This is a genomic window from Haliscomenobacter sp., assembly GCF_965225875.1.
In the GTDB taxonomy this organism is placed as follows: Bacteria; Bacteroidota; Bacteroidia; order Chitinophagales; family Saprospiraceae; genus Haliscomenobacter.
In genome coordinates this window covers 4,406,264-4,431,290 of sequence record NZ_CBDDBS010000002.1, presented here as the reverse complement: position 1 = coordinate 4,431,290, position 25,027 = coordinate 4,406,264, and the positions used below count along the sequence as shown (strand labels likewise).

At 45.5% G+C, this 25,027-nt stretch carries 16 protein-coding genes; 3 read left to right on the top strand and 13 right to left on the bottom strand.

The features are described from left to right. Positions 1-5: 5 nt before the first annotated feature. The 13 genes from ACO08K_RS20020 to ACO08K_RS19960 all read right to left on the bottom strand — a co-directional run bounded on the left by ACO08K_RS20020 (position 6) and on the right by ACO08K_RS19960 (position 19,297). Complete coding sequence (locus ACO08K_RS20020) at positions 6-2,825, bottom strand: GEVED domain-containing protein (RefSeq protein ID WP_421798194.1); 2,820 nt, start codon at positions 2,823-2,825, stop codon at positions 6-8. A gap of 328 nt (positions 2,826-3,153) precedes the next feature. After that, on the bottom strand, positions 3,154-6,246 hold the full coding sequence (locus tag ACO08K_RS20015) for a GEVED domain-containing protein (protein WP_421798193.1): 3,093 nt from the start codon (positions 6,244-6,246) through the stop codon (positions 3,154-3,156). Between the two features lie 322 nt (positions 6,247-6,568). Then, entirely contained in the window at positions 6,569-8,401 is a 1,833-nt protein-coding gene (locus tag ACO08K_RS20010; RefSeq protein ID WP_421798192.1) for a hypothetical protein, read from the bottom strand. 21 nt (positions 8,402-8,422) lie between these two features. After that, positions 8,423-9,220, bottom strand: a complete 798-nt coding sequence (locus ACO08K_RS20005) for a hypothetical protein (protein ID WP_421798191.1) — start codon at positions 9,218-9,220, stop codon at positions 8,423-8,425. An 83-nt stretch (positions 9,221-9,303) separates the two neighbouring features. Next, the gene (locus ACO08K_RS20000; RefSeq protein WP_421798190.1) at positions 9,304-10,233 is read right to left on the bottom strand and encodes a hypothetical protein; all 930 of its coding nucleotides are present in this window, start codon (positions 10,231-10,233) and stop codon (positions 9,304-9,306) included. A 20-nt stretch (positions 10,234-10,253) separates the two neighbouring features. Then, on the bottom strand, positions 10,254-12,077 hold the full coding sequence (locus tag ACO08K_RS19995; protein WP_421798189.1) for a hypothetical protein: 1,824 nt from the start codon (positions 12,075-12,077) through the stop codon (positions 10,254-10,256). 38 nt (positions 12,078-12,115) lie between these two features. Further along, positions 12,116-13,915 carry a hypothetical protein gene (locus ACO08K_RS19990; RefSeq protein WP_421798188.1) on the bottom strand — a complete coding sequence of 600 codons (1,800 nt, stop codon included), beginning with the start codon at positions 13,913-13,915 and terminating at the stop codon, positions 12,116-12,118. Between the two features lie 25 nt (positions 13,916-13,940). Next, positions 13,941-14,789, bottom strand: a complete 849-nt coding sequence (locus ACO08K_RS19985) for a hypothetical protein (protein WP_421798187.1) — start codon at positions 14,787-14,789, stop codon at positions 13,941-13,943. Positions 14,790-14,804: 15 nt separating this feature from the next. Beyond that, on the bottom strand, positions 14,805-15,704 hold the full coding sequence (locus tag ACO08K_RS19980) for a hypothetical protein (protein WP_421798186.1): 900 nt from the start codon (positions 15,702-15,704) through the stop codon (positions 14,805-14,807). Positions 15,705-15,715: 11 nt separating this feature from the next. Continuing rightward, complete coding sequence (locus ACO08K_RS19975; RefSeq protein WP_421798185.1) at positions 15,716-16,630, bottom strand: DUF6175 family protein; 915 nt, start codon at positions 16,628-16,630, stop codon at positions 15,716-15,718. A gap of 154 nt (positions 16,631-16,784) precedes the next feature. Continuing rightward, positions 16,785-17,258 carry a hypothetical protein gene (locus ACO08K_RS19970; RefSeq protein ID WP_421798184.1) on the bottom strand — a complete coding sequence of 158 codons (474 nt, stop codon included), beginning with the start codon at positions 17,256-17,258 and terminating at the stop codon, positions 16,785-16,787. Positions 17,259-17,407: 149 nt separating this feature from the next. After that, entirely contained in the window at positions 17,408-18,697 is a 1,290-nt protein-coding gene (locus tag ACO08K_RS19965) for an O-acetylhomoserine aminocarboxypropyltransferase/cysteine synthase family protein (RefSeq protein ID WP_421798183.1), read from the bottom strand. A 141-nt stretch (positions 18,698-18,838) separates the two neighbouring features. Beyond that, positions 18,839-19,297 (bottom strand): small multi-drug export protein, encoded by a 459-nt coding sequence (locus tag ACO08K_RS19960; protein ID WP_421798182.1) that lies wholly within the window; start codon positions 19,295-19,297, stop codon positions 18,839-18,841. Positions 19,298-19,694: 397 nt separating this feature from the next. On the opposite strand from ACO08K_RS19960, the gene ACO08K_RS19955 reads away from it, so the two are divergent. From ACO08K_RS19955 to ACO08K_RS19945, 3 genes are all read left to right on the top strand, one after another. Continuing rightward, the gene (locus ACO08K_RS19955) at positions 19,695-22,130 is read left to right on the top strand and encodes a glycoside hydrolase family 95 protein (protein WP_421798181.1); all 2,436 of its coding nucleotides are present in this window, start codon (positions 19,695-19,697) and stop codon (positions 22,128-22,130) included. A 380-nt stretch (positions 22,131-22,510) separates the two neighbouring features. After that, on the top strand, positions 22,511-23,737 hold the full coding sequence (locus ACO08K_RS19950) for a TlpA family protein disulfide reductase (protein ID WP_421798180.1): 1,227 nt from the start codon (positions 22,511-22,513) through the stop codon (positions 23,735-23,737). 5 nt (positions 23,738-23,742) lie between these two features. Next, positions 23,743-24,960, top strand: a complete 1,218-nt coding sequence (locus tag ACO08K_RS19945) for a TlpA family protein disulfide reductase (RefSeq protein ID WP_421798179.1) — start codon at positions 23,743-23,745, stop codon at positions 24,958-24,960. The last annotated feature ends 67 nt before the right edge of the window (positions 24,961-25,027 follow it).

The window sequence follows — 25,027 nt, the reverse complement described above, 5'->3', positions numbered from 1 at the left end:
ATGGGTTAATGATGTAGGAGAATGAGTCGTTCGCTGAAAACCGCCTGCCCAACTTGCAGACGCAGGAAATACACTCCATGAGCTTGCCCCGCAAGCCTCACCTCAGCTGGAAGGCCAGCACTAAAGTTTAACTTTGCCTGATGCACCTGCTGCCCCGTGCTGTTGAAGATCAGTACATGGCCTTCGCCCTGGAGGGTATTCGGGGCTTGCAGGGTGAACAAGCCCGTGTTGGGATTCGGGATGATGCGCAACTGTGGCGTACCCGACTCGGCAGCAAGGCCCAGCGGATTCAACTGTAGCGCTGGCTCAACAAGGCCAACGGCTGGGGTTGTAAATACCACATCATCCGACCATTCGGCAATTTTTCCCTCGGGGCAGATCATGCGTACGTTGAGTTCGTAGGTGGTATTGGGTTTGAGGTCTTTAAACCCGAAAAGCGCAATTGTCGATTGGGTAAATTTGTAAGTGTTGGTTGTTTTTTCTCGGTACCGGATTTCATATTTCGACACCACATTGATTAAATAAGCATAATATTCCACAGCGAAACTGGCTGAGGTGCTCAGAACTCTTTTAAGCACTATTGCCTCTTTGGGGAGTTTAAAGCAGGAAGCAGGAATCCTAAGCTCTGCTAGCTTCTGATAAGTTTTTGAAGGATCATTTTTACAAAAAGACTCTAGTTTTACCTCATAAGTGGTATTTATTTTGACGGGTTCAATAACAACCAAAGAATCAATATAGGGCGCAACCTCATAGATGGTGTCTATCCATTGTCCAGCGCCCTTTTCCCGATAAGACCAGGCATGAACAATATCAGTATTACCTCCGAGATAACTAGCCTGGTAATAATTGGGAATGTAATTGGGAATAATGTGGATTTCAGCATTATTTTCTTCGTTATTCAATGTAAATTTTGTATGCCTAATTTGAGCAGTGTCAATAAGGTAGCATTGACTAAGTTCAAAAACTTGCTCTTCAGACCAGTCACTACGTATTCCATTTTTGCACTGCAAACTTAATTGCCAGATGTATTTTTTATGTAAGTTCAGAAAATCATTGATAATCAGTGAATCACTGTTTGACTCGAATTCATTTTGCCAGTAATCCAGGTGATCAGGTCGGTAACGCCAATAGTACTGCGTCCCTGCCAAGCTACAATTCAATTGCACTTTTCCCCCTAAATCCAGCGCAGTCAACATTTCTTTGCTTGGTGCCGGGCAACTGAGCGCTTTTTGAATAACCCATTCATAATCTTCGGTCTCCAGGACGATCCCTCCCTTTCCGCAGGCATCCACATAAGCGCCCTTGGAAAGGCTAATCCGCAGGCGGTAAGTACCCGCGAGTGAATCAGGAAAAGCCAGGCTCCCTTGCACGGTGGTGCTTCGCCCACGGCTTTTGGCCTGAAAAACTTGTTCGCCGGGGTCATTAAAATCTTTGTCTCGGTTGAAGTCAACCCATATCCGCCAGTACAAGGTATCTCTTGCACGAGTGAAGCCTCCCGGTTGTAAGGCTAAGGTGTAGCTTTTTCCCGCCGTGATGTTCAAGTCATTGGGGGTAAAAAGGTCATAGCCACCATTGTCGCCCGTTTTATTTGACCATTCACCCAGGCTCAGCTGGTTGATCCAGACATTTTCACTGCCCCCCAGACTGGTACAATACCCATCGTTGTTGGCACAACCCTTGGTGAAGGCCAGGGAAGAGGCCGACCAGTCCGTGTAGGCATCCCCGCATTGAGCGCGCACCTGGAACTCGATGCGGGTACAAGGTGCAAGGTCGTAGGCCAGCCACTTGTTGCCATAAATGCTTTTGAGAGAAATCCAGGTGGTATCTTCCCCGAGGCGATAACGCGCCTGAAAAGTGGAGGTGCTTCCGGCCGTCCAGTCAAACTGCATCAATCCCGGGCTGAGCTGGCTGGCCACAACCTGGGGAATGGGGCATATTTTTCGCCCCGAACAATCCTCCGCGTACAGCCGTACATTTTCGGCAAAAAAGCGCATACGCTCGTATTGCCCTGGCGTAAACCGGGTGGTACAATGCTCCCAGGTATACGCCATGATGTTGCTGGGATCGGGCTGAAAAGGTTGGCCTAAACGGTCGAGCTCTTTGCCGATATATGTGCAAGTGGAAGAATCGACCAGGCTCCCTCGGCAAAATAAACCCTCCAAATTGGGGTCAGCCGGCGTGTCACATACATCATCCCCCGTACGGGCGCAATTGGGGTCGTTGACCAATTCATCAGTGGTGCCACAGTTGGATTTGCCGTGGGTATGGTACAAGCCGAAGTAGTGCCCCATTTCGTGCGGAAAGGTGGACGTCAGTAATTCTTCCTGAAGGAGAAATAAGGCTTCTGGCCCATTCCGCGAGGGGAGGTAGGTATACCCCAGGGTGCTTCCAAAATCAATGTCTTCAAAGCAAAAAATATTGATGATTCCGGAGCGGCCATAGGTTTTCCATACATTGTCTTCGTCCAGATCGCTGTCAAAATCAGCGTAGCGGGAGGAAATGACCCGCCGTAAGTTATCACAGGCAAAAAACTCCAGATTGGCGGCTTGAAAGGTTTTATTGAGTGCAAGTAGTGCTCGTTCAAAATCGGACTGGCTAGGGCTAGGGCTGGTGGTTCGACTGGAAAAAACCACCAAACGTATGGGTACCCGGATGGGGGCACGCAAATCGGGGCGGGCATGCTGTCCAAAACGCTCGATTGCCTCCTGGTATCCCTTCATGATTTCGATCTGGTGGGAATCAGGTTCAAAGCCACAATGTTTTCGCTGGGCAAACGTGATGAGGGGCAAAAGTGCAAGCAGGGTCAAGTAAAACAGTTTTTCCATTCGTTTTAACATTAATGATGCAAAAGCATATTGAATGGGTGTGTTGTACCTACACCCAGGATATTTTTTGTTAAAAAAATGTCGAATTATCGCTTGTACTGAGTAGGAGCCTTTCAGTGTAATTTGATGAGTAATCATTCACTGGTAAAAGTAATATTAAATTTGTTAATAATCGGATACACAAGGTTATTAAAATGTAAAAAATTGGCAAATTGGCTGGAATAGTGCAAAAACATATCTTTTTTTGATTTGTAAGAATGAGGGCTGCAAAGAAGAAAAAAGCGGATCTCCATGCCTTGCTTTTTCTTCTTTGCAACCTCAATGACATTTAATGCTTTTGCAAAAGGATTCGTTCCATAAATACCTGATTGCCCACATTTGCCTTCAAGAAATACAAACCAGCAGCTTGTCCAGTCAGGTCAATGTTAGCTTCCGGGCCCTCGAGTTTTTTGCTGTATACTTTCTGGCCCGACAAGTTAAAAATTTCAAGCAGGTGATTCTGTGCTGTAGATTTCACGTTGGGCAATACAACTTTGAATTGTCCTTGGGTGGGGTTAGGCGAGAGCAAAATCTTTGCACGTTTAGCCGTTTCTTCGCTTTGTAACTCAACAAGTTTTCCAGCCAGCATTTCGTTAAATTGATTTTTCCTAAAATCCAATCTAATGGTATCTGACCAAGGGCTGTAATTGCCACTTGGGCAGAGTATTCTGGTTTGGAAGTATACTGTATAGTCGGGAGTGTTTTCTGGTACGACAATCACCCAAGCACACTGCAATGAGTCTGAAAGGGAAAACTCCCAATAATAATTATCCACCCCCTTAATTCGCGTCCAAGATCTCACCGAGAAGTAATAATCGTCTGGTAACCTACAAGAAATATTGTATTCTTCTTGCTCTGGCACATAGGGATAGATCACAGCATTTTTACTTGACTCGATACTGGAGCATTTGTCCAAGGTGGTTTTAAAACTCGCAACAAACGCTATGCTATCTGCATAAGCATTAGGGCAATGCAAAACAGCTTTTAAATCGTAATCCGATTCGGGTTGCAGAGCACCTAAATAAAGTTTGTCTTGGGTATCAGCAAGCGCCGATTCCCAGGTAGCGGCACTTTTCAATTTGTATTTCCACTCATAATTCACCGCGTCTACAGGAGGGTGATAGTTATGAGACTCCAGGTGAGCTTCTACAAAATCCAATCCGATTTCATCAAACGCGATTGCCCCAGCGTAGGGAATTTCGCAATTTTTGGTCTTAAAGTAAACGGGTGCAGTTTGTACGGTGCTGTCCCCATCGCATTTAATTCGAAGCACAACTTCGTACTCCGTTCCAGGAGTGAGATACGGAAAGTTGGGAATATCGTTCACAAAGGGGAAGGTTTCGAAGTCGGTTTGGCTACCTCTTACCCGATAAAGGATATCAAATGGAATATACAATCCGTAGTCCAGATAAATATAAGCAGAATTCTGGGTAATTCGTTCTACCTTGATTCGATCCACAGTAGGGGTAAAACAAGCTTTGGGCAGTAAAATGTATTGCACGTGCACCAAGGTGCTGGGTGAAGACGCAATACAGGTAGCTTCTACTTTGAATTCGTAGATTTGCCCTGGAATAAGTCCACTCACACTGAGCACGGGGTCTTGTGTAATGATGTTATCAGTCCACGTTGCGCGTGCATTTTCTCGATAACTCCACTTAAAATGATTTATTTTCCAGTCCGTTGTTTTGCTTTCCAGTGATACCTCTACTGCACCTGCCTGGGTGAACTTAGGAACAAAGCTCAATGAAGCTGGCAATTTACATTTGCCGATACGAAAAAGGTGAGAATTAGACCAGGGCGTCCAACTGCCACTTTGTTGGCAAAATCCTTGCACCTGAACTTCGTAGAATTGTTCAGCCAATTGAGTGAGCACAGTGCGATTTCCAGTAGCATAGTTCCAGTTATCGTTTGATCCATCAATCCGGTAACGCCATTGGTAAGTAAGGAAATTGTAATTGTTGCACTCCAAAACGGCTCCGTCGTCTCCCTGAGCACTGACGCGGATATTTGTTGCCACGGGGTTTGTACAGGAAGGGTAATAGGTCAAGTAAACCCAGTCAATGGTATCCCCTACCCCACAACTTATCCGAGTACCAAAGATGTAGGCTTGACCGGGAATCAAACTATCTATCTCAACCCTATTGGAAGTAGAGGTGAATTGAACTTCCCATTCCAATTGATTATATGGTCGATAAGCCCAGAAAAACGGCCTGCCTCCAAAGGCATGCTTCAACTCCACGCGCCCAGCGCCAAGTTCTTGAATGCTAAGTTGCGTTGGCGACAAACCACAGTCCGTTACCACAGGCAAAGGTGGGGTGGTAAAAAATTGACTTTCAGAATAAGTACTGACAAGATCAGAACAATAACGCTGCACTTGAAACTCATAAGTTTTTGCAGGGCTCAATTGCTCAAATAATACATCACCAGGCAAGGTGAAAATTTCCTGTAGCCAATTGCTTTGACCGAGTGCTCGATAGCGCCAGCGGTAGCCTTCTGCGCTGGAAGCCGTACAATGAATGGAAGCAAATTGTATGTTGACCTCTCTGATGGTAATTTCACTGCTATCTACAGCAGAGCAAGGCCAAAGGAAAGTTTTATTTTTTGACCATTCACTCGTATCATTGGTACATATTCCTTGTCCCGCCACTTCGTAGTCTACTCCAAGTTCTGAAATTAAGGCTGCGGATTGTCCTACCGGTAGGTTTACCCAAGTAGTTGTGCCCTTTTCCCGATAACGCCAGGTGTAAGTTTGATCAAATTGGCTGGTATCCGTGTACTTAAACAAAAGGGTAGAATTTCCGCTGATTTCAACCTGAATAAAATTAGAGTCAGGTAGTTTACAAGTTTGTGAGGATTGTAAATTGATGATGTAATCTTCCGCTTCAACCACATACGGCGAAGTGTCACATGGCCCCTGCGCCCAACTATTCAAAGAATAGATGATACGCATCCGACTAACTCCTGGGCTTACTTTTGTGGGTAGTGTAAAACGCCCTTTGTGAACAATGCGGGGAGTACTTTTTCCTAGATAAACGCGTTCGTTGGCGTCCTCAAAATCCTGGTCGCGGTTGAGGTCTACCCAAATTTGCCAAAGTAAGGAGTCTCGAACCCGTAGAATACCACCAGGTTCTAGTTGCAAGTTATAGGTAGTGTCAGCAGCAAGGGAAAGCCCACTGTTCTCGCGGAGCACGAAGCCCTTGTTGTTGCCCGATGTATAGGACCAGGAGCCCAGAGCAACTCGGTTGAGCCAAGATGTATTTTGGCGATTCATCCATTGGGCTCTTACCGCATCAGGTTCAAAGCCACAACCAGAGGTCGTCGTTTGAGCAAAGGCATAGCTTGACCAAGCTAATAGAAATAAGAGAAAAAAGAGGTTTTTCATGGCTGGAAACACAATTGAGTTTTAGAAAAATAATTGATTCATGCAAAGAATGATCAAACGGGCGTGTAGTCGTTACACGCTGTTGTCGTTTTGTGTAAAGCAATTTCATCTTTGCAAAAACTAATCTTTGTGATCGCTCAAAACCTTAATTCACGGCTAAAAAGATAGGCTCAATTAAATATCCTAGAACAAGGAATGCTGAGGAGATGGCATCTTTCTATGGATCCTGATGTTAATTGTAGCGTATGAAACAAATGTATGTGTTTTAATTAAAAGAATCGTCTGCATCGCGTTATGTTTTTGTAAAATAGCAAACAAATGCCTAAAATCCGGCTTTTTTGAGTTGCCATTTGTAGTTGCCATCAATGAGCCATTCGGGACGGTCGAAGCAGTAGAGTTTTTCTCCTTTTTGGAAGGCAGCGTAGATTTCTTCTTCCCCTTTTTTGACTCTGGCCAGGGCGAGACCGTCGCCTACGGCGCTGGCAATGTCAATTCGACCAATTTGCTCCCAGCGGGTTTCCATTTTCCCGTCAACCTCTACCTCTTTTTGAATACACACGTGATAATCGTCTTTTGTTATCTGTTCATTAAAATTGCCACTAATAAACAGTTGTTTAGCTTTGCCCTTCTGCGCTTCGGTAATTTCGTTCACCCTTATTTTGGCAGGTAGTGCTTTATTAATGACTTCCCGGATATTGAATTCCATATACTTCAAGCCCAGGTCAAAAATGATTTTTTCTTTGTCTCTATCTTTGGGAGCAGCTTGGATCATATCAAATTCAGCACCATCAATAGGAGCTGTGCTCAGTTTGATATGCCACCAACTCTTTGAGTAATTATTGACTACTTCACTGACTACTTCACCCGTTTCAGCATCAATCAAACGCAGAATATAATCCGCATAAAAAATATAATCACTCATATAAAACGAGTACCGCAGGGTTTTAATTTCGGCATCCAGGATATAACGGCATCCCAGCGATTTGAATTGAGCAACGGATTGCTGGTCTATTTGGATTTTAGCATCAGCTTTGTTGTCCCTTTGCGTCCATTTAATGGCATATCTACTGTTTCGATCCAGCAGGGTTAAATATTTTCCACGCACATTGAGCACATCCATATTCAAGCGGGTAGATAATATGGCCATTGTCATAGGTTCAATGTTATAGCCAGGCGCATGTAAATTTACAGCAATCGTTGGAGGAGCTTCTTTTGGAACCGAGGTGTATTGCAGTTTAAGCGGTGAGCACCAAACTGTTTCTCCTTTTTGCAATGCTTCTTCAATTTTATGATTGGGCTTGTTTCTTATAAAAGAATCTTTTTTTCCACTGGTCACTAGCGTTTCTAACAGTTCGATTCTTTCAAAAGTACCCGTTTCATCTTTATGTTCTTTCAGCAGATAGACATAGAAAGTATGGTATGGGGAAAAATGATAATCATCTAACCCGGGGATGCTAGCCGTTGCTCCTTCTTTCCCTACTGGAGAAAAACTGAGCACTTGTGCGCGCATGGGGAATAAATGAAATTGTGCATAATAAGTAGCATTTAGCAGCTCTTTCCACGCGACATCTTCGGCAGCCATGGTATTCATTCGAAGATGTACACGAAGTGATATCTTAGCCGCTTCAATGTATTTTTTTTGATCTTCTTTTTCGAGGGGCATCCCTTTTTTATAACCAACATCAGCGTAAGGCACACCAATGGTTTCTGCTGGAAAAACACTTTGCGTTTGAATCCGGTAAAAATTGGTGATGGCTCCAGTGCTAACGTTTCCTAAAATCAAATCAGTTTTGGGTGCGTAATTCATCTGGTATTGAAAATACATTATCTCCTTTTGAGGGTCTATATGAGAATAATGAAATGATCCTTTCCAGATGTAGTACTTGTTTGATGCAATGACTTTTAGGAAATATTGCACAGGGTATCTTCGAACAAAATTACGTTCATACACCTCTATTTCCCTGGCTTTATTTAAGCTAGCAGAAGCGATAGTAGAGATTTTCTCCAAAAACAGATCGTCTTCGTAGGCTTCCTCCGCACTCATAAAGCGAGCTACGACGTATTTGGGCCGCAAGTACTGGGAAAAAACCAGCCCATGCATCAGGAACAGCAATACCCATAAGGCACAAAATCTACGCATCACAGAACCATTCATTTTTGACAAGTTTATACTCATTTAAAACCCCGCTTTTTTCAACTGCCGGGTATAAAAGCGATCAATCAACCATTCAGGCCGATCAAAGCAATACAATTTTTCACCTTTCTGGAAAGCTGCATAAATCTCTTTCTCGCCTTGTTTGACTTTAGCCAGGGCCAGGCCATCCCCTACTGGACTTTTGATGGAAATGCGGCCAATTTGCTCCCAGCGGGTTTCCATAGCCCCATCTACAACCACTTCTTTTTGGACACAAACATGGTAGTCATCGTTGAGGGTTTTTTCATTAAAATTCCCGTTGATAAAAACCTGCTGGGCTTTTTCTTTTTCAATTTCAGTAAGTTCAGTGACTTGAATTTTGGAAGGAATTGAACGATTAAGGACTTCGCGAAGGTTGAATTTATAGTAGCTGAATCCCAGTCCTCTTACATAATCGGGGCGATCTTCGGGCTTATGCTGAACAATAGCGAGGTATTCGGAGTAAGTAATACCTGGTGTTTTTATATTTGACCACCAGTTCTCGTGTTCACTGATGCTTTCTGCAAGGATTTCGCCGGTTTCGACATCAATCAAACGAGGGACAAATTTAGACGTAAAAAAGAAATTACCCACATCTGCCGTTTGAATCTCAATGTCAAGAATGTAGCGTGCTCCAATGGATTTGAATTGTTCGACGAAAGGTTTGTCCAGGTAGAAATTGGACTTGTTTTCGTTTTGTTGCCATTTTATGCCGGGGATTTTTTCTCTATCCAATACAATCAACTGCTTCCCTCGTACATTCAGCGCTTCAGTTCTTAATCTTTGATAGAGCTGATTCAATACATTTGGCTCTATGGCAATTCCTGAAGTGCGAATGTTGAAAGCAATTGAAGGCGGGCGCTCCTTTCTGGTTGAAACGTATTTTAGTTGGGCTGGAGAACACCACACCGTCTGGTTTTGACTGAGCGCTTCCTGGATGTTTTTCTCTGTTTTGGTAAAAAAGCCACACGAAAAAACTCCCTTTTTGAGGCCAGCAACCAACTCTCCAGTGGTTCAATCCGCTCATAACTATTTTCGCTATGGTTGAATTGTTTCAGCGTATAGACAAAAAGCGCTTGGTAATGGCGCAAGTTTAAAGCCTGGATGCCTTGAATATCAAGTGCTATTGAATCCCGACTCATCGATTTTATGCCAATTACCTGATTTCGAGTGGGGAAGAAATGATACAATACATCCTTGACTGCCCAGTTAAACTCCTTTCTCAAAATCTCTTCTGCGGGCATGAGTACTTTGGGCAGCGTTTTACGAAGAGCTGGAAGTACTTTTTGTAAATATTTCTGTTGATCAGCAGGTTCAAGTGGTAGCCCTTCTTGGTAGCCCACCTCATCGTATTTGAGGCAGATTCCACGAGCAGGTAAGACGCTCATGGTTTTTAATTCATATACGCTCAAGACCTGGCCGGTGGCAATACTCCCCAAAGTCAAGATAACTTTAGGGCTGTAATTTGCTCTGTATTCGAAACACATCCATTGATCTGGCTTAATCCCAACAAAATGATAAGTGCCTTCTTTCCAGATGTAATGCAAATAGGAAGGGTTGAGCTCCAGATAATACTGGGCAGGATAACTTGATGAGGTATAAGGGCTGATTACATCCACCTCATCCAGGTTGTGCAGCGCTTCGATTATATTTTTAGGTATCCGCTGCAAAAACGGATCGCGCTCATTGGCTTCATTGCCTGGCAGGTACTTGAGCACATAACTTGGTTTGGGCTGCTGCGCCGATACCCAGGTATTGATGGCTAGCATCAAGACGCAAAAGCAGACAAATCTGCTCAATTGAGGGCGATCCATTTGGAGTAATTTATGGAGATTTAAAAACCGGCGGCTTTAAGCTGTCGGGTGTATTGCCCATCGATGAACCATTCGGGTTTGTCAATACAAAAGAGTTTATCACCAGCTTTAATGGCCTTATAAATCTCTTTTTCACCTTTTTTGACTTTGGTGATGGCCAAGCCGTCGCCCGTTGCAGATTTGATGGACACAATACCCAGTTGCTCCATACGTACCAATTGCTCCCCATCTACATCTACCGTTTTTTTGCGGCAAATGAAAAAGTCATCGTGTCTGGCACTGGCATTGAAATTACCAGCGATCAAAAGGCTCTCCGCATTTTCCTTTTTTTCTTCAAGTAATTCCAGGACTTCAATTTTCTGTGGGATGGCGCGGTTGAGTACCTCGCGTAAGTTGAAGGCAAAATTTTCCAAGCCAAAACGTTGAATTGCTACCTTATAATCAGGAGCCGCGGCAATGGCTCGGTATTGTAAATCGTGTTCATCTGGCGTTATCGTCATAGTGGAAGGGACACTCCAGTCGTCGGCAAAAGTATTAGCTACTTCAGCAAGTACTTCACTGGTGCTGACATGGATCAAACGGGTAACAAAATCTGCTTTAAACTTGTAGGCTTTTTGTACCGGGCTATAATCAATCAGCATGTCGTTTAGCTTAACCTCTAAAAGGTACCCTGCACCAATTGATTTGAATTGTTGAATGGCGGCTTTATCGACAAATGCATCAGCTTTTTGCAGGTTTTTTTCTCTTTGCATCAAATCGAGCCGGGTGCGGTCAATCAAAGGATAATAGGTACCTCGAGCACGGATAAAGTCGGTTCGCAATTTGATGTAACATTTTTCCCATTCTTCTCTGCTGATTTTAGGCGCAATGAACAACAGGGCAATACCCGGAATTTCTTCTTCGTAACGATTGCTTACGGTAGGGACAAAAGGAGAACACCAGATTTTAGTACCACTTTGCATGGCAGCAAACAGCGTTTTTTCACCATTATCCACCTTACAAACTTCACCTGCCTTTTCACTGGATTTGTTGGACAAAGTAGCCAGGATTTTGTACTGCTCATGGATAGTTTTACCCACCTTACGCTCTACTATTTCATAAGCCACAATGGGTTTGTTTGCGTCCAAACCTAAGGCCGCCAAGCCAGGTAAACTTACCTTTTCCACTTTATCTTTTTTGGAATCTACCATCGAGCCAATGGGAAGTTTGACTGGAAATAGATAAAAGGGAGCGTCCTCGGCCTTGTCGCCCAGTTGGTTTAAAGCATCATGAAATACCCCTTCCTGTACGGCTAAAAAACCACCTTGTACTTGCGGAAGGGCTTTACTAACCACAACTTTTTGCAAACTATCCGTCATCCGAAGCCCCTTTTTCAAACCCAATGATTTATAAGAAAGGTCGTAGGATTTACCCCCCGTAGATTCAGCTTCCAAAGTGTGGTACGATTTCAAGCTGCCCTTGCTGATGTCCGTTACCATGAGCGTGGCATCCATCGTGTAACTGGTACTGTAAGCAAAGGTCACGGTTTCGATAGAATCGACATGTTTTTTGTAAATAAAGCTGTAGTTACCCAGTTTATAAGAAGGTGCGATTTCCAACAAATAGGCAGCAGCAGATTCCGATGTAGATCCGCCGAAGTTGACGTGTGCTCTCTTCGTTTTGTTGATGCTTTGGACAACCCTGTTGTTGATGCGGCCATATTTAGGATCAGTTGCTCCAGCAGCAGGGTCTTTTTGTGCTACGAGTCTTAATACAAAAGGAGAACCCGATTGTGCCGACAAACTTGCTTGGTGCAATACGAAGGCAAACAACAAAATTAGGTATAGCGTAGAAGTATTGCGCATGAAATTAGATTATAAGAAACCATTTGAGAAATAAATGTTTAAAAACCGGCTCTTTTCAATTGTTGAGTATACTGTCCATCGATAAACCATTCAGGCTTGTCAAAGCAGTACAATTTTTCCCCTGCCTTCATGGCCTGAAAAACTTCTTTTTCGCCTTTTTTAAGCTTGATAATGGCCATCCCTGTACCCACAGTGCCATCAATATCCCCCACTCCGATTTGCTCAATGCGAATCAGTTCTTCACCTCCCACCTGGGTCAGTTTTTTTCTACAGATGTAGTAATCGTCATCCTTGACCTTGGCATTGAAGTTGCCAGCCACTAAAATACGCTCCGCTTTGTCCTTTTTTTCTTCGATTATTTCAAGTACATCTATTTTGAGGGGGAGAGCCCGATTAAAGACTTCCCGCAAATTGAAGCTAAGGTAATTTAGTCCGATGGTCCGTAAAACAGGTTTGTAATTATTGCCAGCAGCGCTCATTTGCATGTATTCCTGGGCGTCTTTGCGGTCGCTAAAAGCGGCCATAGGGTGAGACCAACTTTGGTCAAATGTACTGGACACTTCAGCCAACACCTCACTGGTTTCTACCTGAATCAGTCGTATAACATATTTCACCTCAAATCTAAAAATGTGTGTACTTTGATCAAACACATCTTTAAAACTGATAAATTGGATGTCTATGATATAGCCAGCACCCACTGCTTTGAATTGTTCAATGTTAGCCTTATCAATGTAAGCGTCTCCTTTTTGTATTTCTCTTTCCTTCTGGATGAGGGCATTTTTTCCTCGATCCACAATAGGATTGTACCCTCCTCTTACGGCCAAACTACTTACCCGTAATTTATAATACAAGTCAGACCATTGCCGGGGCGTCAAGTCTGCGGCTGCCATTTGTAAGGCAATGCCAGGCCTTGCATCCGGGTATTTATTTTTTACAAATGGAGAGAAGGGAGCATACCAAAGCTGTTTCCCACTATTTAGTGCACTCAGAATTTCTTCTCCACCTTTGCTCACTTCAAACTCAGCAGCTTTGGTTTTTTTATTGATCTGGTGAATGGCGGTGCCCAGGTATTTTGCCTGTTCATAGGTGATTCCATCTACCTTACGTTCAAGGATTTCGTAGATGACGACCCCTCTTTCTAAAGGGAAACCCAGCTCAATCAAACCTGAAATAGCCACTAAAACTGCCCGATCTTTTTTCGTCGTTAGGACTTCTTTAAACGGCATTCGAAAGGGGAATATCTGGAAAGGAAGATTAGCTGCGTAAACCCCTATATTAACCAGCATGGCATCGAAAGCCTTTGCCCGCACAGGGCCAAATTTTGAACCAAGCAAAATTTTGGCCTTGGAGGTAATCTGTTTTTTCAAACTATCCGTCATTGCAGTACCCTTATTCCATCCCAAGTCCTGGAACCGCAGGGTAAACTCTTGGTCTACGCTTGCCTCTCCATTTAAATTGTAGTTGGAATGAAGGGTACCATTACTGATGTTGGTAACCAAAAGTCCGACACTGGAGCGGCTAATCGCTGTATAATCAAACCAGATAGTTTGAGTGCTGTCCACCACTTTGCGGAAAGCAAAACCCTCCGCAGCAGAAGTGCTTGGCTTCATTTCCAGCAAGTAATTCGGGGGAAGATTACTAGGTATTTTGTTGCTGCTGATCTGGGCAATTTTCGATTGGTTGAATCGAGTTATAATGGAGTTCGCTACTTTTTCCAGTTCAACACTTAAAAGAGTTTCGTCAGTTTGAATCCATTTAAGCACTTGCATTTGCTTCGTTTCCTGAGCAAAAGCAGACATAGAAATAAGCGTCAAAACTAGAGTGTATAATTTTTTCATGGTTGGTAGATATACTGATAAAAGATTAATTCACCGCAGGCAGACAGTACAATTTCCGCCCGCCATCAATCAGCTTTTTGACCTCTTCCTCCCCATCTTTCAATGAAACAATGGAAAAATTAGGGCCTTCAATTTTTTGTACCTCCGCTTTGGCTACCGTGCGGTTGTAAATGGATTTTTCACCATCCACCACTTTTTCTTCGATGATGAAGATGTCAACGGCTTGTTTTAGTTTCAGGCCCTTGTTGATGCCTGCGGCGATGAGTAAGGATTGGGCTTTGTCCTTTTTGAGCTCGACAATTTCTACCACTTTGATGTGGTTGGGAAACATTTTTTGACTCAGGCGCTGGGCGATATTGACAATGTCTTCGCGTACTTTGCCCGTGTAAGTCAAACTTTCCTTGATGTTGCCCGTTTCGGAACCTACCACCGCATTATCGGCTACCGAGTAGAGAGTGAGGGTAAAGGTTACGGCATCCAGGTCAAAATTACCAGACAACAGGTATTGAGCCCCGATACTCTTGCCTTGGGCTACTACGTAACCCTCCAGGAAATCTTCGTTTTTTTGCAATTCGCGTTCCTTGGTCACTAAGGCGCTGGATTTGCGGTCGAGCAGGATGAAGCGGCTGTCGTTGCCAAAAACTTCCGTGGCGTATTCAGGCACCCCATTCAAACGGTTGCGAAAATATGCACCTTCTGCCCCCCAACGCCGATAAGGGTTATCCTTGTAATCTTCCTTTATTTTGGCATTAAATTTATCCACTGAGGGGAGGTAAAAATCCACTACCGCGATGGAAATTTTATCTTTTCCAGCTTGAGCGGCAATTTGGCTGAGGGCGCAGCACAAGAGCAATCCACTCAGCAAAGACTTCATCAAGACCATGTTTTGTTACTTCGAAGCGTGAAGAAAATAATCTTTCATTACGTTGATGTTCCAGTTGTTTTGGCTGGCCCGGGCTTTGTAATACTCTTTTAAAGCATCCAGATTGGCCTTGACATCTGCATCCACTGCCTCTTTTAAGGATTCGGCCAGTGCAAAAGCTTCTTTGGCACAAGGAGCATCTCCGTCAATTTTTTTCAGGTATTGTAGGGTTTGATCGTACTGCTTGGCGGCTGCACTACTTTTTGCCTGCAACAAATAATAGGTACAAATGGCGTCCCGTTGCTTTTGGTACACCGCTTTTAAAGCTGCACTGGCGGTGCTGCTACAAGCCGACTCAATGGGGATATTGGACAAAAGGCCGTAGGCTTTGGCGTATTGACCCGTTTCTACCAAACGATTGCTTTCGGCAATGAGGTTTTGGCATTGGGTGCCATAGTATTGCATGATTTCCGACTTCATCTCGCTAACGAAGGTGCTGAACTTGGCGTCTTGCATTGGCAAGGCAGTAATCAGGTTGCTCATGGCCAACGCGCTGCTGGTACCTGAGCCTGAAAAGCGCCGGGCGTGTGCGCCAAAAACGGGGTTGCCCTCGCGTTGTTTGACCGTTAGGATCAGGTTGGCATCAATGATGTAGAGCGTTTTGGTGCCCGTTTCAACGGCACGAGGCTCCAGCAATTGTAGTTCTGGCTGCACAATTACAGGCACTTGTAGTGCTTCTGCCGAAAACCCGGTTGAAGCCAGCAAGGTCCGCATTTTACCTTGTACTGCCGTTTTTTGGGCGGAAGTTACGCTACCCCCCGAAACTTGTACCTCGCTCAGGCCAAGCAACAATTGTTGTTCCTGTGCGACTGCATTGCCCAAAGCCATGCCCAAGGCACAGATCAGGATCAAAAAGGTATTTTTCATGGTATTTAGTTTTAGGATAGGGTGATGATAATAGTATTGCCTTTTACGTCTTTTTTCACCTGTACTTTGCCCGCATTTCCCGGCTTTTGTAGGGAGATGCAGAAGCGCAACACTTCAAGCGAGAATTTACTGGTGGAGATGTTGTTCCCATTTTTATCCCGGAAGGCAACCCTTACCTGGTCAAAAATCATTTTTACATCACTGATGCCTTGCACGTGGTAATTGCCCTTGAGTGCTTTTTCTTCCATCCATATTTCGAGGACATCCGACAAAGCCATGGACTGACCAGGAATTTCAGTGCTCATCCGCAAATCCGTATCCGCTGCAATATTAAACTCGATGGCAACCAGTCGGCCATTTTCAACAATGTCCGTAAATTTTGCCTGGAGCACATTCAGGAAATCTTCCATGGTTGCATCTACTGCCCGATTGATGAGCCGCCCAAAGTCCGTGGTGTTAAATTTTTCACTCATGGCCACTTTATTCACCAGGGAGGTACCCGTGGAAGCGTCGTAACCCGCGAGAATCACGTTGACACTGTTGCCCGTACCGCTGTATTGTTTTTGCACGTCTACCTCAATGTAGATTTCTGCGCCACTGAATTCAATGATCTGGGTTTTGATGTCCGTCAGGTTTTCACTCGTAAAAGCCTGGCGCGTCTCGGTTTCTTTCAGCTTGGCCACGAAGTCAATGGTTGAAAAACCCCGGGTGTCAAAAGCTTCCTTGATTTTTGCAATGGCCAAACGGCGATCGCCATCCATGTCCAGTACCTTACGTACATCTTCTTTGTCGCGGGTAAATGGGATGACCATGATGGTGGGTTGCACAATGGCATTTTTTGGGGCAGTGGTAGTGCCATCCGCCGCATTTTGGCCATGCAACTGCACCAGGCAGCACAGGCTCAAAAGCCAGATTAGTTGTTTCATTGTTAGGATTAAATTAAGTAACGCAGAAAAATTAAGTTCCCGATTTGGGTTTTGAATAGGAAGTCGAACGCTTCATTTCAAGTGAGCTTCCTATTCAAAAGCCTCTAAAAAAATCGGGAAGTAATTTTTTGCGTCAAACTAAACAGGAAGAGAATTAACGGTAACCAAATTTCCGGAGGATGCCCCGGGTTTCCAGTTCGCGTCGGAACAGGTCGTAATTGATGGTCACGTTAAATAGTTGGAGTTTGGTGCCTTCGCTGGTGCGGGTTGGCCGTTGTTCTACCCAAAGCACCTCCGTGTAATACCGCTTGGTATTTTCAGGCTTTAAAACGTCTTTGAGTGCGGCTAGTTGTACCTCCGTAAGTTTGGAGCGATCCGGGATCATGGGTAGGCGAACAGCCGTGATTTGGGGATGTGCAATCCCATCGTAAAGCAGGCGTTCCAAAACCCTTTGGCGGACATCTTCTTCGGCCATTTCACGGTTTTTGCCCTGCCCATCGGCTTGGATGCGCAGTACTCCGGTGCCAGCTTGTTCAATGATTTCGATGGAGGGTGTGGCTGCTTGTTGAGCCCAAGTGGAGGTAAGTACCAGGAATAGGCTTAGTGAGAGAATTGAGGTTCGTAGCATAATGTTGTTTTGTGGCTCAAAGATAAATTTATTTTTCAGGAGGCTTAAAAACAAAACAACATCTTTCCAAAAATAATTCCAGTACCTATATAAAAAAAGCCTTTTGGCAAGATGTTTACCAAAAGGCTTTTAAACAATTATTTATCAAATCATTTAACCGCAGCAAATCCCTGTTCCAGATCCGCCTTGATGTCATCAATATGTTCAATGCCCAAGGAAATGCGCAACAAATTAGGCAATACTCCCGCTGCTGCTTGCTCCGTCTCATCCAATTGAGAGTGGGTGGTTGCAGAAGGTTGAATGATCAAGGTTTTAGAGTCACCCACGTTGGCCAGGTGACTGGTCAGGGTGAGGCTGTCCACAAATTTAGTGGCCTTTTCTTTCCCACCTTTTAGCGTGAAACTCAATACCCCGCCGAAACCGTTCTTCAGGTATTTTTTAGCCCGATCGTGGCTTTCGTGGCTCTTCAAGCCTGGGTACCATACTTTTTCCACCTGTGGATGGGCTTCCAACCATTCGGCCAGGGCCTGTGCATTTTCACAGGTGCGATCAACCCGCAAGGAAAGAGTCTCCAAACCTTGGAGGAACAAGAAGGAATTGAACGGGCTCAGTGCAGGACCCCAGTCGCGCAATCCTTCTACCCGGCAACGAATGGCAAAAGCAATGTTGCCAAAGGGGCCTTTATCCCCAAAAACATCCCAAAACACCAATCCATGGTACCCTTCAGAAGGTTCAGTGAATTGTGGGAACTTGCCATTGCCCCAGTTGTAATTGCCGGCATCCACAATCACGCCACCAATGCTGGTACCGTGACCGCCAATCCACTTGGTCGCTGATTCCACCACAACTGCTGCACCCCATTCGATTGGGCGGCAGAGATAGCCACAGGCACCAAAAGTATTGTCCACGATCAAGGGCAGGTCGTGCTTTTTAGCTAGTGCACTCAAACCTTCAAAATCGGGAATGTTGTAGCTGGGGTTCCCAATTGTTTCGCAGTACAAGGCCTTGGTGTTGCCGTCGATGAGTTTTTCGTAATCAGCCACACTCTCACCTGCCGCAAAGCGCGCTTCTACGCCCAGGCGTTTGAAAGATACTTTGAACTGGTTGTGTGAGCCGCCATACAAGTTGGAGGAGGTTACAAAATTGTCACCAGCTTGCAAAATGTTGTTCAACGCAATGAATTGGGCGGCATGACCTGAAGCCACCGCCAGGCCCATCGCCCCCCCTTCGAGTGCTGCTACCCGCTTTTCGAACACATCCGAAGTAGGGTTCATGATCCGGGTATAAATATTGCCAAACTCACGCAAACCGAATAAGTTGGCACCGTGCTCAGAATCTTTAAATGTGTAGGAAGTGGTCTGATAGATGGGTACTGCACGTGAGCGCGTAGTTGGGTCTACTTCTTGGCCAGCGTGCAATTGCAAAGTTTCAAATTTCATGAATCGGTAGGTTTTATGTTTGAATAAGGATCCAATACAAGCTAGGCTATCCACAGTGGCAGGCACTGCAGAGCAATCGTTATTAGCGCTTAGACAAGTTTAAAAATCGTGAGAACGTTTGGATTTAGAGAGCGAGTATATTCAAGGCAATGGTTTGTGGCTGTGAAGGAGGCCCTGCAACAAATCGCCGGCCTCGTAGACCATCAAAGTTACTAAAATTCCCCAGATTGTAGCAAAGATAGACATCCAGAAAAAGATTTTTTCCCGCTTTTCACCAAAGGCATTGGCTACCAGGGTGCCTCCAATCGGGGTCAGCAAAAGCGGCGTAAACAGTGCTACGCCAATGATCCCGTATCTGCGCCAAAGGGTCACTTTGCGCCGATTGGCCGCCGTAAATACTTTTTTGGTTTTGAAAAAACGCTGCTTGAGGTACTGTCCGAAATAGGTGAACACCACTACACTCAACATCATTCCTGCCGCAGTGAGCGCAGCAGTCAACAACCAGGGTAACCCATAGGCCTTACCCTGTAGGGGGCCAAAAAGGAACTTGAAAGAACTCGATAGGAGCACGGATAGGTACTCCACAATATTTTCGGACATGTCAAGGGATATTTCAATCGTTTAAACAGTAATCGCCGGGTTTAAGTTGCATTTTTTTCAGGACACAAATATGCAAAAAAAACAGGGATAATGTCAATAACGTGAATAGGGCATAGAGGGGTATTTTTTGGGGTTTGGAAAGGGAAGGAAATAATATGGTATTGTTGTGACAAATGGAGGCGGGCACCTTTTGACTTTCCTTTGAAATAATAATGGGACCTCGAACCATAGCTTGATTTTAATTGAGTTAAGGAGCTCCATCTGCTGGAGTGCTAACCTAATTCAATTGCCTGGCAATCAAATCACCTCAAGTCTAATCTCGATTACAATTCAGAAGCAATTTATTTTTTCCACACAAATACCCTAGTTTTAGGTTCCATACCAAAAAACCAGATCCATGCGCCATCCTCACTACTTCGTCCTCCTTTTCAGTTTAGTGTCACGGCTACTCTCGGCTCAAGAAACCAGCAGTTTCAACCCCGCCACCACCCTCTACTACACCGCCCCAGCCCAAAAATGGGAAGAAGCCCTGCCCATTGGCAACGGCCGCATTGGCGCGATGGTATTTGGCAAAAACGGCGAAGAGCGCATCCAACTCAACGAAGAAACCTACTGGACGGGTGGCCCCTATTCCACCGTAGTCAAAGGTGGAGCGGCCGTTTTACCCGAAATCCAGCAACTCGTTTTTGCGGGCAAGATGCTCAAGGCGCACAACCTCTTTGGCCGTCGCCTGATGGGTTACCCGGTGGAGCAACAGAAATACCAGAGTCTGGCCAATTTGCACCTCTTGTTTCCCGAAAACGGAACCATGAGTGAATACAAACGCTGGCTGGACTTACAAACGGGCATCAGTGGCGTCTCCTACCGCATTGGGGAAGTCACCTACCGCCGCGAAGCCTTTGTATCGGCACCCGATCAAGTGATGGTGTTGCGCATCACGGCCAGCGACCAAAAAATCAGCTTCAAAGCCAACTTGCGCGGCGTGCGCAATCCCGCCCATTCCAACTACGGCACCGACTATTTCACCATGGACCCCAATGGCCAGGATGGGCTTGTGCTCAAAGGTCGATCCTCCGATTACCTCGGCATTGACGGGCAAATTCGCTTTGAAGCCCAACTCAAAGTAGTCGCCGAAGGTGGAACCGTACGCACCGATGACGCCGACCTTTGGGTGGAAAACGCCAAGTCTGTAACCCTCTACTTTAGCGCCGCCACCAATTTTGTGAACTATCACGATGTGAGCGCCGACCCACACGCCAGGGTTGAAGCGGTGTGGAAAAACCTGCAGGGTAAAACCTACCCCCAAATTCAGGCAGCCGCCCTCAAAGACCACCAACAATACTTCCAAAGAAGCAACCTGCAGCTGGAAAATACCCAGCAATCCTTTTTACCCACCAACGAACGGATGCTCAGCATTCAAACCGCGCCCGACCCCAGTCTGGCCGCCTTGTGCTACCATTTTGGCCGCTACCTCCTGATCGCCTCCTCCCGCCCGGGCACCCAACCCGCCAACCTGCAGGGCATCTGGAACAACGACATGAACCCCGCCTGGGATTCCAAATACACCACCAACATCAACACTGAGATGAACTACTGGCCTGTCGAAACGGGCAACCTGAGCGAATGCCTGGAACCACTCACCAAAATGGTCAAAGAACTGGTGGACCAAGGCACTCAGGTAGCCCGCGAGCATTACGGCTGCCGGGGTTGGGTTTTTCACCAAAATACCGACCTCTGGCGTGTAGCTGCCCCCATGGATGGGCCCACTTGGGGCACCTTCACCACGGGCGGTGCCTGGCTTTGTACCCATTTGTGGGAGCATTACCTCTTCACCCAGGATCGGGAGTATTTGCGGGAGGTATACCCACTGATTCAGGGTTCAGTACAGTTTTTTATGGATTTTTTGGTGGAAACGCCGGATAAAAAGTGGCTGGTGACCAATCCTTCCACTTCACCCGAAAATTTCCCAGCCAGCCCCGGCAATCAACCTTATTACGATGAGGTGACCGGGATGATCCTGACGGGCACCACCATTTGTTACGGCTCTTCGATCGACATGCAAATTTTGTCCGACCTGTTTGGCTACTACACGGAAGCAGCGGCTGCCTTGCAAGTGGATGCCGAATTTGCCGACAAAGTAGCCGCTGCCCGCAAACGCCTCCCGCCGCCCCAAATCGGTAAAGACGGTGCCTTACAGGAATGGACCGAAGACTGGGGCCAACTGGAAAAAGCCCACCGCCATTATTCCCACCTCTACGGACTTTACCCTGGTAAAGTGATTTCGAGCTGGCGAACTCCAAACTTGGTAGAACCGGTCAAAAAAGTACTGGAGCAACGCGGCGATGAAGCCTCAGGCTGGTCACGCGCCTGGAAAATGTGCCTTTGGGCCAGGTTGTACGATGGCAATCGTTTGGAAAAAATCTTCAAGGGCTACCTGAAAGACCAGGCTTATCCACAGCTTTTTGCCAAATGTTACACCCCCATGCAGGTGGACGGTTCTTTTGGCGTTGCAGCCGGAGTTGTGGAGGCCCTGGTGCAATCCCATGAAGGTCGGATTCACCTACTGCCCGCCTTGCCTACGGCCTGGGCCAGTGGCCGGATGGAGGGCGTCTGTGCCCGCGGTGGTTTCCAACTGGATTTTAGCTGGCAAAATGGCAAAATTCAGGAATTGCAGGTTTTGTCAAAAGCAGGTCTGGAATGTCGGGTGCTGCCAGGCAAAGGGGCTTTTCAGGTGACTCAAAATGGAAAAAAGGTCAAGACCCAATCGCTGGAGGATGGGTCTTTGATTTTTGCTACGGAGAAGGGGAAGGCTTATGTGTTGAAGCCAATGTGAGAAACCAAAGACTAATCGACATTTCGCTTTTAGCTGGTACAAGTCTCCAGACTTGTACCAACATTTTCGCGTCTCTGACGCACGAGCAACGCGAAAATATTGAATAAACACACGTCAGAGACGTGTTAATATTGGTACAAGTCAGGAGACTTGTACCAGCTTCAGCGCCTAAGTTCACTGCTTATCCACCAGCTAAAGCTGGAGGCAATTCATGTCCTCCGAGTAAAATGTCAGTAGTTTAGTCTGAGGTAGCCCACAAAACAAATGTTAAAAAAATTTGAAGGGGGGTGTTGACGTCTTGCGAAAGTATTTTGTTTTTGGTATTTTTGAATTAAGCACCAAAACAATATACATCAAACAAACACTTAACCTTCAATGCCATGAAGCTAAACCGGACAATTGTAGGCTGCTGCATACTACTTTACATCTTACAGACTGGACGTGCACAGGTTTCGCCCAAAACCTGGGTTCTTGAATACAATTCTCGGAGCCAGGTTGCTTCGGTGGCTGAAAAAGAGGCCGTCAAGAAAAAAACTTTGGCAACAATCGGTACATGGAATGATGGTGAGGATTTAATCCGTGGCATTTATGCCGACTCTACACGATTCATCACCTATCTACGTGCTGACACCATGCTTTCTATGGGTTGGCAGGATGGCATTTTTGCAAATGATATTGCTATCTCACTTGGTGAAAAAAGTGGCCGTATCAACCTAAAAAATGGTAAAACCAGCTTTATTGACCCCATTATCGCGCAAAAAGCAGTCGACAGAACCTTGGGTAAAGGTTTAATCACCATTGAAGATTGGCGCAAAAAAAATGAAAACCTCACAAAAGTAAAGAACAAGGAAAAAGTAGGTGAATATGTATGTGAAGTTTGGGACGAATTTTTACCGCAATACAATTCCTCTGCCAGGTATTGGATGTTACCCGCTGAGAAGGTCAAATTCCCCATGCCACCTGGTCAAGGGCGTTTTTTTTTCTGGGGGAATTTGATTGTAAAAACGGAAAGCCACTTCACTCAGCTGTTTGAGCACACTGAAATCATGGAATTAACGCGCATCGATTCGCTAGATCATTTTTCCATCCAACAAAAAATCAATGAACTTTTTGCTACCCGAAATGGCTTGAATCGCTCCTATGCCAATTTACCCGAAAACCAATACCTGAGCAAGGATAGTTTGAGGGAAGGGCAATTGTTGCCTGGTTTTGCAATTCGCTCCATTGATGCTGGTCGGAGCATTCCCATTGATTCGTTATGTTCAAAAGCGGCCTATACCTTGATTGACATTTGGGCTTCCTGGTGTGGCCCTTGTGTCAAAGCCTTCCCCGAGCTTCAAAAACTCAAGGATGATTTTCCCGGTCTACAAATCATCTCCCTCAATTATGCTGATACTGATTTTAATAAGGTACAAAAAGTACTGGATAAACATGAACCTGGCTGGCCTCAAGGCTTTGCCTCCCACCAATTGCACGACCTGATCAACACCGAACAAGCCTATCCGGCGATGGTACTCCTGGATCGGGACCGCAAGATTGTACAGCTGGGCAAACCCGATTTGAGCTTGGAGCAGATCCGTACTTTTTTGGAAGAAAAACTAAAATAAGCAATATGAGAACTTTAGCCATAGTATGCATCATGGTTGGGCTGAGCCATTGCTTGAGCGCCCAGGCATTTGAAGGAATTTTGGAGTACACCGTCATTTTTAAACACGACCCTGAATACCACAAAAAGACCCTCGAAGGATTTAAAAACCTTGGCTGGTCTGAAGAAGCCATTAAGCCCTTCCGTGCGGATTCACTCCGCCTGCGTTATTACATCAAAGGCGACAGTGTTTGGACTGAAAATTATTACAACAACGAAACTACAATATCGAATATCGATTTTCAAGCCGGATTTCAGGCAGAAGTAATTAACCTAGCGGAAGGAAGCCGATTAGTTCTTGGCAAAACCAAGGAGATTGAAGATCTTTTTGAAAAATATACCGACGATCCCAACTGGCGAGATAAAATCAAAGTCAGTTCCTGGTTCAAAAAGGACTACTCCAAACTCCAACGTTTGCCCAAATTGAAGGAAAAAATCCTGGGCTACAAGTGTATGGCCTATGAGCTTCCTAGCTCATATCCTGAGCTGGGCGGAACCGACCTTTATTGGCTCACGGAAGAGATACCTTATGCAAAGGAGCAAGTTTTACCTTATCACCTCAACACGCTTTTTGCGCCACAAGGTATGATTGTCAGAACCCTCTATACCTCACCCAACATGGGCTCCGAGCGGATTCTGCGCAAGATTGTCCCAGGCCCCATTGACCCCATTTTGCCGCGTTTGCGCAGTCTTGATTTTGGCACCCTGGATAGTGTACAATATGCCGATGAACGACTGAATCAACACCTACAAGGGAAAGTTTTGGAACAAAATCCGATCGCGCCTGATTTTTCTTTTTATCCCGTCCAATCCAAGACCCCGATTAATTTGTACAGCAAAAAAGACCAGGGCAAGTTCCTACTCCTGGATTTGTGGGGCACCTGGTGTGGCCCGTGCCTGAGGGAGGTGCCCAAAGTACGGGCTTTTCAGGAAGAACATGCTGCGGTGCTGGAAGTCATCAGCCTGAATCGTGGCGACAATCGAGCCGAACATGTGGAAGGTTTTATCAAAAAGTACGGCATGAACTGGAGTCAGGCCTATGCAGGAAATTTACTCAATGCTTTTTTAAACCCTAAAAAAAGTGTGCCTTATGCGGTGTTGCTTGATTCGGAAATGAAGGTGCGCTGGACGGGGAATCCGGCGGGGAATTGGGAGAAAATCGAGGAGATTATTCGGGGGAATTGAAACTGTTGACATGATTTCAATTTTTTTTAACCCCACTTTACAACCAAATATTTTTGATTCATAATCT

Excerpts from the sequence above, each read along its gene's own strand:
- ACO08K_RS20020 (WP_421798194.1), bottom strand. The coding sequence starts at position 2,825 with ATGGAAAAACTGTTTTACTTGACCCTGCTTGCACTTTTGCCCCTCATC.
- ACO08K_RS20015 (WP_421798193.1), bottom strand. The coding sequence starts at position 6,246 with ATGAAAAACCTCTTTTTTCTCTTATTTCTATTAGCTTGGTCAAGCTAT.
- ACO08K_RS20010 (WP_421798192.1), bottom strand. The coding sequence starts at position 8,401 with ATGAATGGTTCTGTGATGCGTAGATTTTGTGCCTTATGGGTATTGCTG.
- ACO08K_RS20000 (WP_421798190.1), bottom strand. The coding sequence starts at position 10,233 with ATGGATCGCCCTCAATTGAGCAGATTTGTCTGCTTTTGCGTCTTGATG.
- ACO08K_RS19995 (WP_421798189.1), bottom strand. The coding sequence starts at position 12,077 with ATGCGCAATACTTCTACGCTATACCTAATTTTGTTGTTTGCCTTCGTA.
- ACO08K_RS19990 (WP_421798188.1), bottom strand. The coding sequence starts at position 13,915 with ATGAAAAAATTATACACTCTAGTTTTGACGCTTATTTCTATGTCTGCT.
- ACO08K_RS19985 (WP_421798187.1), bottom strand. The coding sequence starts at position 14,789 with ATGAAGTCTTTGCTGAGTGGATTGCTCTTGTGCTGCGCCCTCAGCCAA.
- ACO08K_RS19980 (WP_421798186.1), bottom strand. The coding sequence starts at position 15,704 with ATGAAAAATACCTTTTTGATCCTGATCTGTGCCTTGGGCATGGCTTTG.
- ACO08K_RS19975 (WP_421798185.1), bottom strand. The coding sequence starts at position 16,630 with ATGAAACAACTAATCTGGCTTTTGAGCCTGTGCTGCCTGGTGCAGTTG.
- ACO08K_RS19970 (WP_421798184.1), bottom strand. The coding sequence starts at position 17,258 with ATGCTACGAACCTCAATTCTCTCACTAAGCCTATTCCTGGTACTTACC.
- ACO08K_RS19965 (WP_421798183.1), bottom strand. The coding sequence starts at position 18,697 with ATGAAATTTGAAACTTTGCAATTGCACGCTGGCCAAGAAGTAGACCCA.
- ACO08K_RS19960 (WP_421798182.1), bottom strand. The coding sequence starts at position 19,297 with ATGTCCGAAAATATTGTGGAGTACCTATCCGTGCTCCTATCGAGTTCT.
- ACO08K_RS19955 (WP_421798181.1), top strand. The coding sequence starts at position 19,695 with ATGCGCCATCCTCACTACTTCGTCCTCCTTTTCAGTTTAGTGTCACGG.
- ACO08K_RS19950 (WP_421798180.1), top strand. The coding sequence starts at position 22,511 with ATGAAGCTAAACCGGACAATTGTAGGCTGCTGCATACTACTTTACATC.
- ACO08K_RS19945 (WP_421798179.1), top strand. The coding sequence starts at position 23,743 with ATGAGAACTTTAGCCATAGTATGCATCATGGTTGGGCTGAGCCATTGC.